Source organism: Paenarthrobacter sp. NPDC058040 (genome assembly GCF_042885775.1).
Classification (GTDB): domain Bacteria; phylum Actinomycetota; class Actinomycetes; order Actinomycetales; family Micrococcaceae; genus Arthrobacter.
Map to the genome: position 1 here is coordinate 48,277 of NZ_JBHVRN010000019.1, position 13,124 is coordinate 61,400.

General features: G+C 66.2%; 12 protein-coding genes. All 12 read left to right on the plus strand.

Features of this window, described 5'->3' with window-relative positions:
• Positions 1–188 precede the first annotated feature (188 nt).
• The 12 genes from ACFVSJ_RS22010 (at position 189) to ACFVSJ_RS22065 (ending at position 13,087) form a co-directional block, all read left to right on the plus strand.
• Complete coding sequence (locus ACFVSJ_RS22010) at positions 189–1,769, plus strand: alkaline phosphatase D family protein (RefSeq protein WP_387439237.1); 1,581 nt, start codon at positions 189–191, stop codon at positions 1,767–1,769.
• Positions 1,770–1,903: 134 nt separating this feature from the next.
• Positions 1,904–2,566 (plus strand): hypothetical protein, encoded by a 663-nt coding sequence (locus ACFVSJ_RS22015; protein WP_387439238.1) that lies wholly within the window; start codon positions 1,904–1,906, stop codon positions 2,564–2,566.
• A 35-nt stretch (positions 2,567–2,601) separates the two neighbouring features.
• Positions 2,602–3,840, plus strand: a complete 1,239-nt coding sequence (locus ACFVSJ_RS22020) for a phage tail sheath family protein (RefSeq protein WP_387439239.1) — start codon at positions 2,602–2,604, stop codon at positions 3,838–3,840.
• A gap of 1 nt (position 3,841) precedes the next feature.
• Entirely contained in the window at positions 3,842–4,321 is a 480-nt protein-coding gene (locus tag ACFVSJ_RS22025) for a phage tail protein (protein ID WP_387439240.1), read from the plus strand.
• A gap of 1,085 nt (positions 4,322–5,406) precedes the next feature.
• A complete protein-coding gene (locus ACFVSJ_RS22030; RefSeq protein WP_387439241.1) occupies positions 5,407–6,165 on the plus strand; it encodes a hypothetical protein in 759 nt (252 codons plus the stop codon).
• Positions 6,162–7,682 carry a phage baseplate assembly protein V gene (locus ACFVSJ_RS22035; protein ID WP_387439243.1) on the plus strand — a complete coding sequence of 507 codons (1,521 nt, stop codon included), beginning with the start codon at positions 6,162–6,164 and terminating at the stop codon, positions 7,680–7,682. The genes ACFVSJ_RS22030 and ACFVSJ_RS22035 overlap by 4 nt, the downstream gene beginning before the upstream one ends.
• A gap of 6 nt (positions 7,683–7,688) precedes the next feature.
• A complete protein-coding gene (locus ACFVSJ_RS22040) occupies positions 7,689–8,027 on the plus strand; it encodes a hypothetical protein (protein ID WP_387439244.1) in 339 nt (112 codons plus the stop codon).
• Positions 8,028–8,040: 13 nt separating this feature from the next.
• Complete coding sequence (locus ACFVSJ_RS22045; RefSeq protein ID WP_387439246.1) at positions 8,041–8,475, plus strand: GPW/gp25 family protein; 435 nt, start codon at positions 8,041–8,043, stop codon at positions 8,473–8,475.
• Positions 8,472–11,084, plus strand: coding sequence for a putative baseplate assembly protein (locus ACFVSJ_RS22050; protein ID WP_387439247.1), 2,613 nt, complete (start codon positions 8,472–8,474; stop codon positions 11,082–11,084). The genes ACFVSJ_RS22045 and ACFVSJ_RS22050 overlap by 4 nt, the downstream gene beginning before the upstream one ends.
• Positions 11,077–11,640, plus strand: coding sequence for a phage tail protein (locus ACFVSJ_RS22055; RefSeq protein WP_387439248.1), 564 nt, complete (start codon positions 11,077–11,079; stop codon positions 11,638–11,640). Before ACFVSJ_RS22050 ends, ACFVSJ_RS22055 begins: the two co-directional genes overlap by 8 nt.
• The gene (locus ACFVSJ_RS22060) at positions 11,633–12,109 is read left to right on the plus strand and encodes a hypothetical protein (RefSeq protein WP_387439249.1); all 477 of its coding nucleotides are present in this window, start codon (positions 11,633–11,635) and stop codon (positions 12,107–12,109) included. Before ACFVSJ_RS22055 ends, ACFVSJ_RS22060 begins: the two co-directional genes overlap by 8 nt.
• Before the next feature lie 42 nt (positions 12,110–12,151).
• Positions 12,152–13,087: a PASTA domain-containing protein gene (locus ACFVSJ_RS22065; RefSeq protein WP_387439250.1), complete on the plus strand. Its 936-nt coding sequence runs from the start codon at positions 12,152–12,154 to the stop codon at positions 13,085–13,087.
• Positions 13,088–13,124 lie beyond the last annotated feature (37 nt).

The window sequence follows — 13,124 nt, forward strand, 5'->3', positions numbered from 1 at the left end:
GGCTCAGAGGGGGGCAATGTCTGATGGTTTGAAGCTAACACATTTGCCCGCGCGTGGGGTAACCCGCCAGCGCGTGGCAACATTCTCCTGCCGTGTCCGGCATGAGCTAACAACCTTTGTCACACCATTAACCATCCATTCACACCAGCCTCGCACCCTGTCAACTAAGGTTCCTTAGCGTCGAGGGCATGGAAAACATCACCCGCAGATCCCTCATTTCCGCCGGCCTCGGCGCCGGTTTGGTTGCCGCTGTCCCCGTCAGCGCGGTGGCCGTTTCAACAGCGGACGACGCCGGTCTCCGCACCGATCCGTTCACCCTCGGCATCGCGTCGGGCGAGCCGTGGCCCGACGGCTTCGTGATCTGGACGCGCTTGGCCCTCAACCCCGTGGCGGAGGATGGCCTGGGCGGGATGCCCTCACGCAACGTCGCTGTCGCTTGGGAAGTCGCCGAAGACCAGGCCATGCGCCGGGTAGTAGCCCGCGGCGTCGAGAGTGCACGGATCGAAACCGCCGACTCAGTGCACGTCGAGCTCAAAGGCCTCAGGCCAGGCCGCGAGTACTTCTACCGCTTCCGCACTGGGCGCCACTTCAGTGCCGTGGGACGCACCCTGACCAGCCCCGCTCCCGGGGAGACGCCGGCTGCGCTCGCCATGGCCTTCGCCAGCTGTGCCCAGTACGAGCACGGCTACTTCACCGCCTACTCGCGCCTCGCCGAGGACCACCCGGACCTTGTGCTCCACTTGGGCGACTACCTCTACGAATACAAGAAGGGAAGCTACGTCATCGGCGGCGGCAACCCGCGCGATCACGAGGGCCCCGAGACGGTCTCACTGGCCACCTACCGCCAGCGTCACGCCCAGTACAAAGCCGATACCGACCTGCAGGCCGCACACGCAATCGCCCCCTGGTTGGTTGTCTGGGATGACCACGAGGTGGACAACAACTGGGCCGACGACATCCCGGAGAACAACGACCCTGCCCAGCTCAACGACACCACCGAGCACTTCCGGCAGCGTCGTGCCGCAGCATTCCAGGCGTACTACGAGAACATGCCCCTCCGACCGTCGCAACTCCCGGCCGGCTTCGACATGAAGATCTACCGGACCATCCAGTGGGGCCAACTCGCCAACTTCCACATGATGGACACCCGGCAGTACCGCGACGACCAGCTGGCCGGGGATGGCTGGCGGAAGAACGTGGCCGAGCGCCTGGACGAGGACCGCACCATCACCGGAGCCGAACAGGAAAAGTGGCTGTTGGACGGCTTCAAGAACTCCACCCAGCGCTGGGACATCCTGGGCCAGCAGGTGTTCTTCGCCGAGCGGGACCGCGACAAGGCACCCGAAATCGACGACGTCTCCATGGACGGCTGGGACGGGTACGCCGCCTCCCGCCGCCGCATCACCCAAGGTTGGCTGGACGCGAAGGTGCGCAACGCCGTCGTACTTACCGGCGACGTCCACCGCCACTGGGCCACCGACCTCAAGGTCGATTACAAGGATCCGGCGTCGCCCGTGGTCGGTTCGGAACTCGTGTGCACGTCCATCACGTCAACCGGCGACGGCACGGGATCCACTACCGACCCCACCATGGCCTGGAACCCGCACCTGAAGTTCTACAACGACAACCGCGGCTACGTGAACACCCGCATCACCAAGGACCAGCTGACGGCGGACTTCCGCGTGCTGGACTACGTCACCAAGCCGGGCGCGCCGGCCGCCACGAAGAAGTCCCTCGTGATCAACGACGGCGTGCCCGGCCTCGCCTGAGCCCTGGTTCGGTTGTCCCGAAGACGTTTTCTATCGAATGGAGTTACCCCTGTTTCCCCAGTGACTACGCGCAACTGCGGGAGTAACCTATTCCCAGTTACGTTTGTGGATCACCTTAAAGCTGGGGTTCTGCCGTGGGCTATGTACGATCGTCGCTGTCCGACCTTCTCGGGGTCCTTTCCGACGCCGTCGCTCCCCAACGCGTAAGGTTCGACGACGGCTCCCCCACCGCCGGGGTCCCGGCACCCGACGCACCCGTGGTGGTTCACGCCGTCGCACTTAACAGGGTGGGCAGATCGCGCCGCGACGGTCCCGTGCTGGACCTGGAGTTGCGCGTAGCCGTGGAATGCCACGGCCCCGAGCAACTGGACAACATGGAACAACTGCTCCTGTCCGTCGAACGCCACAGCCAATACTCCATCGTTTCCAGCAACGAATACCGACCCGGCGAGTACCAGGAGAGCATCGTCGACGGACTGGGTTTCCTGGTCCGGATCCCCGTAGCCCTGCGCTTCGAAGAACCCTCCGGACCACCTGTCCTGGAGCCGCTCATCGCAAAGACCGGCGTTGCCCGCCGCATCCACGGACGCTTGGTGGACGTCCACAACAAAGGCATCCCCGACGCCTACATCCACGCCCATTCCTCCGCCACGGCCGTCGTCAGCGATGCGACCGGCCACTTTGAGGTCCTGGCCTCGGCGGACGAACTCCAGCACTTTGCCGTAGCGGTACGCGGCACTGAACGGGAAGTCTCGGCCAGCACCAGCAGCCTGCCGGTCATTATCCGGTGGACCTGAACCCGCTTGTCTGCGGGTAGGAAAGAGAGCGCACCATGGCGAACTATCAGGCGCCAGGCGTTTATGTACAGGAAGTACCCAGCGGCGCCCGAGCGATCGGGCAAGTCAACACGAGCATCGCGGGGTTCGTGGGCCTTGCCCCGGATAAGAACGCCTTGGTGGGTGAGCTGCGCGTGCTGGACAACTGGACACAGTTCGTGGACCAATACGTCGGCAACGCGGCTGAGGGGACGCCCCTCTCCAACGCTGTCTACGGCTTCTTCTCAAACGGAGGAAGCCGTTGCTATGTGGTGAACATCGGACCGGACGGCAGCCTCACCGGCACGGCTGCTGCGCCGAACGGTCTCACCCTTTTCGAAGCCGTTGACGACATCTCCATGGTGGCCGCCCCCGGCTACGCCACCGCCGAGGCCTACGCTGCGCTGCAGGAGCACGTGGAACACCCTTTGCGGCAGGACCGCATGGCGATCATGGACACGATCGAGAAAGTGGACGACGTCGGTGCGCTCACCCGGGCGGCGACGTCCGGAGTTCCGGATTCCACGTCCAAGAAGAACACGCCGTCCGCTGACGCCTCCGCTGAGGCCGGCGAGCAGGAAGACCTCGGCGCACCCCAATCCCCCGGCGGTTACACGGCGCTGTACTACCCCTGGATCGTGATGGTGGACCCCGTCTCCGGCCAAAAGGTGACCCAACCGCCGTCGGGCCATATCGCGGGAGTGTGGGCGCGCGTTGACGCGACCCGCGGCGTGCACAAGGCACCGGCGAATGAGCCGATCCAGGGCGCGCTCGACCTTGTGCGGCGCGTGAGCCGGGGTGAGCAGGAGGTCCTGAACCCGGCCGGCGTGAACTGCATCCGGTACTTCCCCGGCGAGGGCATCCGCGTTTGGGGCGCGCGGACCAAAGCCCCCGAAGCCAGCGAATACAGGTACGTCAACGTGCGCCGGCTGACCAACATGATCAAGGAATCCGTGGCGGATGGCACACGCTGGGTGGTCTTCGAACCCAACGACCACACGCTGTGGAAGTCCATCCGCCGTGACATCGGAGCGTTCCTGACCAACGTATGGCGGGACGGGGCCCTTCTCGGGACTACTCCTCAACAGGCGTTCTTCGTGAAGTGCGACGAGGAAACCAACCCGCCCGAGGTCCGCGACGCCGGGCAAGTAGTCACGCTGATTGGCATCGCACCCGTGAAGCCGGCCGAATTCGTGATCTTCAAGCTCATGCAATCGGCGGACAACACCAGCCAGACAGAAAACGCAGGAGCCTGACATGACAACCCCAACCCCGGCCGCCCAGCCCGGCAACGTCGTGGACCCGTACCGTGCGTACAACTTCAAGCTCGTCATCCAGGGCGTGGTCCAGGGACACTTCACCAACGTCGAGGGCCTGGGCTTGAAGATCGGCCGCATTCTCTATCGCTCCGGTGGCGAAAACAGCACAGTCCGCGTGATCCCCGGGCAGGTGGAGTACACCCCGGTCACGTTGAAGTACGGGCTCACGGACTCCACGGAAATGCTGCGATGGCTGTTCAAGGCCGTCAACGGAACCGTGGAGCGTCGGAACGTGTCCATCGCCATGCTCAACGACGCCGGCTCTGCTGAAGTCCGCCGCTGGAACCTCCTGGGCGCCTGGCCTTGCGACTGGTTCGGCGCACCGCTGGACGCCTTGGGCAAGGACCTCGCCATCGAGACCCTCAGCATCGCCTACGACCGCCTGGAGCTCGACGATGCCCGCGCTCCCGTCGCCTGACTTCGTTTCGTGGCGGCGAGCGCTGGCCGTACGGTTGCGCCGGGCGGCAGCCTGGGTTGAGCCTGCTGGTTCCGAGGCCGCTTCCGTCCGTGGTTCCTTGGAGGACAGTACGACGGCGGCCGGCGGCTTCAATCTCGACGGCGCACCCGAGCACTGGGTTGCCATGCTCCGCGACGCCGGCCTGGCCCCACGCGTTGCACCCACCCCGGTTGATTCCCTTCCCCTTGCGAGGCCCACTCTTCGTGCTATTCGCCGGCTTTGGGGCGCAAAGCAGGCCCCGCAAGATGTGGGCCCGCAAGCGCTCCCCTCACAAGCATTGGGAGCCTCCCCCGTTGTGAGGCCCACCCTTCGTGCTATTCGCCGGCTTTGGGGCGCAAAGCAGGCCCCACAACGCACTCCTGTGCTGAGCCTCCGCGCTGCCGCCCGCCGGGAAACACCCCCAGACCCACCCGTTGCGAGGCCCGCTGTACGCCCCAACGAGCCGACATTCCGCGCAAAGCAGGCCCCACAAGCGGAGCCCCGTCTCGCCCTCCGCGCCCCACTCACTCCACCAAGCCCACAAGCACCGGCAAAGTCTTGGGTTGTGAGGCCCGGTCTGCGGCCCAATGAACCAGCGAAGCACGCAGAGCTGGCCCCACAAGCCGCTCCCGCCGATCCCCCACACGTTGTGAGGCCCGATTTACGCGCTATTCCGAGTCCAGGGGACGCACAGCGGGCCTCACAAGAGAAGCCGCGACTCACCCTCCGCACGTCGCGCCCACCCAGCACACCCAGCCCACCAAGCACACCCAAGCCACCAAGCACGGCCGACGTGCTGAGGACTCCGAGCACCCCTTTCACTCCACCAACTCCACCAACCCCAAACCCACCCACTGTGGGGCCCGCTTTACGCCCCAACGAGGCAACAAAGCACGCAGAGCGGGCCCCACAACGGAGGACCCAGCACGCCCCGGAGCCAGCCCACGCAGGGGTTTGGCCGGAACTTGCCCCACGGCCCACCCCACCCCCTCCAAACCCGGCCACAACAATGACCCACGCCCTGGCCCGCCAATCACGGCTCCAACAGGAACAGGGAGCGCTCTGATATGGAACGGGTCGCCTTCCTGATCGAGGACACCGGGGAGCACCTCGGTTGCCTCCTCAACCCCGAGACCGTGGTGATGCAGCGCTCGGCAGGCGTGGAACCCCGAAGGAGTGCAGGCGGGAAGCTCAGCGGCAGCGGTTTGGCGGACGACCCCCTCCTCTTCACCGGCGGCGGCCACACGGAATTGCGGCTGGATCTCCTGTTCGACGTCGACCTCGCGCCGGCGTCGCTCCATGTGCAGGACGTGCGCCAGATGACCCGCCCCATCTGGGCGCTCGCTGAAAACAGCGCCGAAGTGGAACGGCAACGGAGGCCGCCGTCGGTCCGTTTCGTCTGGGGCCGCGCGTGGAACGTGCCGGGCATCGTCACGGAAGTGGCCGAGCGCTTCGACCGGTTTGCCCCGGACGGTTCGCCCCTGCGCTCCTGGATGCGGATGGTCTTTGTGCGCGTCGGCCAGGCCGCGGACGAGGAAGGCGGCGAGAACTACGAACTCGCCCAGCGCCTGCCGTCCGTAGACCTGACGGCCCCACCCGTGGACACACTGCAGGTCACCGGTGACGGCAGCACGGACCGGGATGCGTTAAACCCCGACGGCGGCGACCTCCTTCCAGAAGTACCTCCGGCCGAGTTGGGGCGGCTGTCCGTGGAAGCCTTCGGCACACCCCTGCTCTGGAAACTGCTCCTTGAATACAACAACATCGACGATCCCGCGCACTTCAACGGACCGCTCGCAGTCCCTCCGGCAGGTGAAGCCCTATGAGGCAGCTCCAGGGCCTGCCCGAACTGATCGTCACCCTAGGAAGGCGACGGCTCAGCACCGCGGAAACAGCCGCCATCGTGTCAGTCAACGTCCTCAGTTCCCTCGCCAGGCCAGCGCAATGCCTGATCAGCTGGCGCCCGGGCCCCGGAAGAACCGCCGCAGCCCGTGGCGGAGTGGACCCCGCGCCCGGCGATGCCCTCCGGGTGGAACTGGGCGGGCAACGCACCCCACTCTTCGCGGGCGAAGTAACCGTGGTGGAGTACAGCTACGGAGCAGACCTCGGCCAGGAAATCCGCATCAGGGCCTACGATGCCTTGCATCGCCTCCGGAAACGCCAATTCACCCGCCTCCACGCAGACGCGGACCTGGCAACCCTGGCCAAAACACTCTGCGACGGCACGGGGCTCAGCGTGGTTGGCGGTGGCGAGCGCCTGGGAAATGTCTACCAATGCGCCCGCACCGACCTGAGCCTCCTGGTGGAACAGAGCGCCAGGGTTGGCACCTACCCCGTGGTCCACGACGGCACCCTGACCCTCACAGGACTCGACGGCGAGGGCGAAGCCGTGGAACTGGCCCTTGGAGCGAGCCTGCACTCGGCCGAAATCGAAGTCAGCCAGGAACCTGCCTACGCCAGTGCCACAACCAACGGCTGGCGGTCGGAGGACGCGTCCACCCATCGAGCCACAACCACCACCTCAAACACCAAAGCCCAAGTCACGGCCGACCCGGGCTTCGCGAGCGTCGGCGCCGGCGGCAACTACGCGAGGGACAACGAACTCCTGGACAGCACCGCGCTCGCGGACAGTTTGGCCCGCGCTGAACTGGACATCAGGACCGCCGGGCAGGTCACCGGGGTCTTCGTTGCTGAGGGAAACCCGAGACTGAGGGCCGGCGGGAGGGTCAGGATCACCGGCGTGGCATCAAGCATCGAGGGCACCTACCTCGTTGCCAGTGCCTCGCACAGAATCGACGGAACCGGCTACGAAACCACAGTCACCACAAGACCACCAGCACCAACAACGGAGCGGAAACCGGACGTCTTTACACTCGGGGTCGTCGCGGGCACTGAGGATCCTGAAGCCCGCGCCCGCGTCACGGTCCAACTCCCCGCCTACCCTGAACTGCAAACGATGTGGGCTCCCGTACTCACGGCCGGCGCAGGCCCGGACAAGGGCCTCGTAGTCCTTCCGGCGAGCGGGGACAACGTACTGGTCCTTCTCCCCGCGAGCGACCCCGCCCAGGCAATCATCCTCGGCGGCCTCTACGGAAGCGAGCAGCCACCGGACCACAACGTCGGCACTCCGCGGAACAGCCGCTACACCTTCCGGAGCGCTGACGGCCAGGAGCTAAGGCTCGACGGCGGTGCCCGCACCGTCAGCTTCACGGACGGGCACGGGTCATCCGTCGAGCTCGGCCCGGACAAGCTCAGGATCACCGCCGCCACGGACCTGGTCCTGGAAGCCCCGGGCAGGGCCATGAAGATCCGCGCCAAGACCGTCGACTTCGAGGAGGCCTGACTCACCGTGAAGATCCTCGTCAAGGAAGCCATCCTGCGTTGCGGGCACGACGGCAAAGTGGAAAACGTCCCCTCCCAACATTGGGTCCGCGTAGCGGGATCCGAAATCCTGGTAGCAACGGATCCGCAAGGCCGCGACATCAGCATGTGCCCGAACATCGGCATCAACATCAAGCCGTGCAACAAGACCCTGCCCGTGACCAAGGGCTATTCCACATTCATCAAAATCGCCGGTAAAGCGGTGTGCCTGGACACGGTGGAGGGTTTCACGGACGGGACTCCCCCTGGCGCCGTGAAGTACAACGTCCGCCGTCCGGGCCAAACATTTGTGGAGTCCGGCTCATGAAAAGGGCAACGGCATGAGCGCCCCAAGGTACAAGTCCGTGGCCTTCATCCACCCGGACTTCGACGCCACCGCCGGACTTCCCGGGCTGAGGATCACCCCTGCGGGCAGGCTCGCGACGGTCACGGACGCGGCCTCGGTGCGGCAAGCCCTTCTCCTCCTGCTCAGCACCCGGCCGGGTGAGCGCGTGAACCGCCCGACGTACGGCTGCCATCTGTTCCGCCTCGCGTTCGCCCCGGCCGATGACACCACTGCCGGGCTGGCCATCCACTACGTAGCAAAGGCAGTGGAGCAATGGGAACGCCGCATCACGGTCCTGTCCCTGGATGCCTCGAGGGCACAAGAGAGCCCCGAGATCCTTGAGGTCCGGTTGAAGTACCGGGTCCGCACCACGCAGCTTGAGGACCAGATCGTCATCGCGTTGCCTGTGGAATCCGGAGGTGCATCATGAGCCTTCCCGTGCCCAACCTTGACGACCGGAGCTTCGCCGAGCTCGTGGCAGGCGCCCGGGAACGCATCCAGCAGATCGCCCCGGAATGGACCGACCTGTCCGTGCACGATCCCGGCATCACCATCGTGGAGGCCTTTGCCTATCTGACGGATACGCTCATGTACCGGCTCAACCGTGTGCCGGACAAGCTCTACGCCGTCTACCTGAACCTCCTGGGCACGTCCCTCTACCCGCCGAGCTCCGCGGAAACCATGCTGGAATTCAGCCGCGCCGGAGCCGGGGACCAAGAGATCCGCATCCCCCGCGGCACGCAGGTCAGCTGCCCACCCGGCGTCCCCGGCGCACCCCAGCCGGTCTTTACGACGACGGCGGCAGCCACCCTCGCGCCCGGCCAGGCTACCGTGCTGGTCACCGCTGCCGACGTCACCATGTACGACGCCATCCCGATCGGTACGGGAACGGGCAGACCCGGCCAAAGCTTCGTGATCCCGAACGCGCCGATCGTGTCGGGCGCTGGCCTGGCAATCGCCGTCGAAGTTCCTCCGGGCACGCGCCTCAGCAGTGGCGAGGCTGTGCTGGTGGACGGCAAGCCGTTCCGCTACTGCAAGGAGGTGGAGGCGTTCGCCGACGCCGATCCCGGAGAGATGCCGGTGCGCATCGACCGGAGTGCCGGCGTCGCAATGTTCGCCTGGTGGGACGAGGAGTCCGCAGCCCGGACACCGGCTTCGGTCCCGGGGCCGGGCGCCGAAGTCCGCGGCTGGTACCGCGGCGGCGGCGGAGCCGCAGGAAACGTGGGTGCGGGTCACCTGACCGTTCTGAGGACACCCGTCCCCGGGGCGAAAGTGACCAATCCGGAACCCGCCACCGGCGGCCGGGACGGCGAAACCCTGGAGAACGCGCTGCGGCGGGCACCCCAGGATTTCCAGGCAAGGGACCGGGCAGTGACCGTCCGCGATTACGAAGTCCTGGCCCGGCGGCACGCCGGCGTCGGCCGGGCGCGTGCGTTTACCCGCAAGGACCTGTGGGCTTTCGCGCAGCCTGGGGAAGTGGAGATCGTGCTGGTCCCCTTCGTGCCGGGCAGCCGCGATGCCGGAACCCACCCGCTCAGGGCAGCAGAACTTGATGCCCATGCCCGTGACCAAGTGCGGTCTGACGTGGAACAATACCTGCGCAGGCGGTCCACGGTTGGCGCCGAGCCTGTAGTGCGCTGGGGCCTCTACAAGCAGGTGCTCGTGGACGCGCGGATTGTGGTCCGTCCGGATGAGGACGCCGAGGCCGTGAAGTCCCGGATCGTGGGCCGCCTGTCTGAGGGCATCAGTCCGCTGAGCCCGGATCCGCAATCCTACGGTTCCGGTTTCGGCAGGCCGCTGCGGGTTTCGAACCTGTACCGGGCCATGGAAGAGGCCGAGCCCGGCGTCCAGTACGTTGACCGTGTCCGGCTCGAAGTGGACAAGGTTCCGGATACCGATGCGGTGGCTTTGGTGCAGGCCGAGGGCCAGGACAACACGTGGTTCGTGGCCCAGGACGGCATGCTGTTCCGCACCACCAACGCCGCCGACGGCTGGGAAGCGTGTGCGGAGTTCGGTGCCGGAGATGCGGTTGCCGGGTCGGAGGAAACGGTCCGCGCCATCGCCCCGTTCCGATCCCCCGCGCCCGGTCGGGCTGGCCCCGAGCGGCATCCCGGAATGGTGGCCGTCAGCACCGTCACCGGCACGGGTTCGCGCATCTATATCAGCGACGACCTCGGCGAATCCTGGCGCAAAACAGCGGAACTGGGGTTCGTCGTCGCCGATTTGTGCTGGGTGGACCGCCAGGGCGAGCCCCTGCTCCTGCTGGCCGGCGAGCGCGGGCTGTACGAGCTCCCCGTCACCGAAGGAGCCATCCCGGTGCAGAACGTGGTGGATACCAGCCAGCCGGACCGCGGTTTCTACGCGGTGGATGCCCTCGTGGATATCCGCGGCAGGACCGGCGTGGTGGTTGCCGCCGAGGCGTCGGCCGGCGTGTGGCTCTCCCCCGACGCCGGAACCGCCGGAAGCTTCAAACAGGTCAAGGCGGCCGGTGAGGACATCCGCTGCCTGACGGTCCAGTACGACGGCGGCGCCAGCTATGTGTGGCTCGGCCGCGCCGTGCCTGAGGGCACCGGGACGGGATGCCTGCGGCTGAAGATCGACGAACTGGGCCGCACGGACTTCGATCAGCAGTTCATGGATTCCTGGGAGCAATTCAGTGCAGGCTGGACGGGCGGAAGTTGTTGGGGTGTGCACGTCATGGGCAACGCGGCGTACGCGGCCACGCAGAGCGGTGGGGTGCTCCGGTTGCAGTTGGGGCAGGCCACGGCCCAATGGAGCGTGCCCGACGTGAACTGCAACCTGCCCTTGCGGGACCGGACCAGGTTCGAGCCCGTGCGTTCGGTGTCCGGATCAGTCCTGGCGGATGGCTCGGCACTGGTGCTGGCCGCAGGACCGAAGGGCGTGTACCGGAGCAAGGACAGCGCCGTCTCCTGGGAAAGCTGCACCCGACGCGTGGTGGAGGACGTAGTGACCCTGCCGGATACCTGGCTGTTCTGCTCCGGAGACCACAGGATCGAGGTGGTCCACGGTAATGGCTGAAGGCTCCCGGCTCCTCCGCGTGCTGCCCGAAGTGTTCCAGGTGGCCGCCGACACCAGCCCGCCCCTGCAGGCCCTGCTCGCGGTGGCCGAAGACATGCATGCGCCCGTCCGCGAAGTCCTGGACCTCATCCATACCGTTCCAGACCCAAGGCGCGCTCCGGCGTCGTTGATTCCGTTCTTGTCCCGCTGGGTGGACCTGGACTGGCTGACCCTTCCTGGGCCTGAAAGTTCGCGCGCCGGCAGCATCCCGGTGGCCCGGCAGCGCGACCTCATCGCCGCCGCGGCGCAATTGTCTTCACGCCGGGGCACGGTGGACGGGCTTACCCGTTTCCTGCACCTGGCCACGGGGGTGCCGGGGTTCGGCGTCGAGTCCGTCCCGGGAGCGTTCCATATCAAGGTGTTGGTTCCCGCCGAAGCTGCCGGGCAGGTGGAACTGGTCCGCCGGATCGTGAAGGGCGTGAAGCCCGCGCACGTGACGGATGAGCTTGTTGTGCTGGCGACCGGCCAGCCTCAAGACGCCGGTGAACCGGGCGGGCAGAGTGATCCCGGTGAATAAGGAGAACCGGACGCCGATCCTGGTGGTGGTTGCCTGCGGGGTAATCGCCATCCTGGTGCTGGTTTTCGGCGTCAGCTGCGGCGGCGGGAACAACGGTGCCGCACCGGATTGGCAGGGCGGGTTCTCTGGCGCGGCCAAAGGCGGACGGCTCACGGCGGCGGACCTGTCCGTGGCAGGCGGATCCTGTTCTGCCTCCGACACCCAGCTCACCGTGGCGGGAGCCTGCGTGCTGGACGTCAAGGAATTCGGCGGAGGATTGTTCTACTTCGGACCACCCACCAAGCGGGCAAGGTTGGCTCCACAGCAGCCGGTGACCGTTTCCTTGTTCATTCAGGGCACCCGCGCCGAGCAGGATTCGGGACCGGGCAAAACCGTTGACCTGACGTTTGGAACCTCCGGCGGACAGCTGGGCATCACCTGCCGCGCCATCGGCGCGTGTGTGCTGCAGTTGCAGGAAGCCGGAGGCTGAGATGACCGTGAAACTATCCGCCCGGACCCGAGGAGTCAGGCCATGACCACCATCACCATGACGTTGAGCTCCCCCGACGTGATCCTTAAGGACGGCAAGGGATCACTGACGGCATCCGTGACCAACGGCTCGCCCGGTCCCGAGCGTGTGGTCCTCGGCGCGTTCCCCGGGCAGGTGACCAATCCGCCGTCGAAAACGTACACCACCATCCCCAACCCGCTGCGGACCATTGCCGCCGGAGCTACCGAGCAATACGTGGTCAACTTCGACACGGCAGGGGCGGCGGCCGGGAGCTACCCCGTGAAGCTGATCGCCTACTCCGCGGACGATGCTCCGGAGGACTACGCTGACCAGGCCCATGTGGTCACCCTCAACGTGCCCGCTGCCGAAGCTCCCAAGCCGGCGCCCAAGTTCCCTTGGATCTGGGTGATCATTGGCGGGGTGGTGTTGCTGGCAGTGATCGGCGCGATCCTGTTCTTCATCTTCAAGGACGCCAATGTCCCGGATGTGAAGACCAAACCGGAAGCCGAAGCGGTCAAGGTCCTCACGGACGCCGGTTTCAAGGTCTCCACCAACCCAACGGAAAGCGCCGAAACCGAGGGAACCGTGGTCACCCAGACCCCTGCGGGCGGAGAGAAAGCGGGCCGGGGCAGCACCGTGAACCTGCAAATCGCCACCCCGGCGAGGCCCACTGTTCCGGATGTCTTGGGCAAGCGGATCGAGGATGCCAAGGCGGCGTTCCAAGCCGCGAAAATCCAATTGGACTTCACCCAGGGATCGCAGTGCTTTGGCTCCGCGTTCGAACCGCTGTTCCGGCCGTGCGTAGTGGTGGGCGTGAACCCGGACGTCGGAACCAAGGTCAACGTCAATGCCCTGGTGCTGGTCCGGACCGAGCCGCGGTCGATCATCATCGTCGATCCCCTGCCCAATTTCTGCATGACCAACCCGCAGTTCTGCGTACAGAGGCTGCAACCTTGAGACGGGTTTACGCGCGCGGGCCGGGGACGTGAAAAGA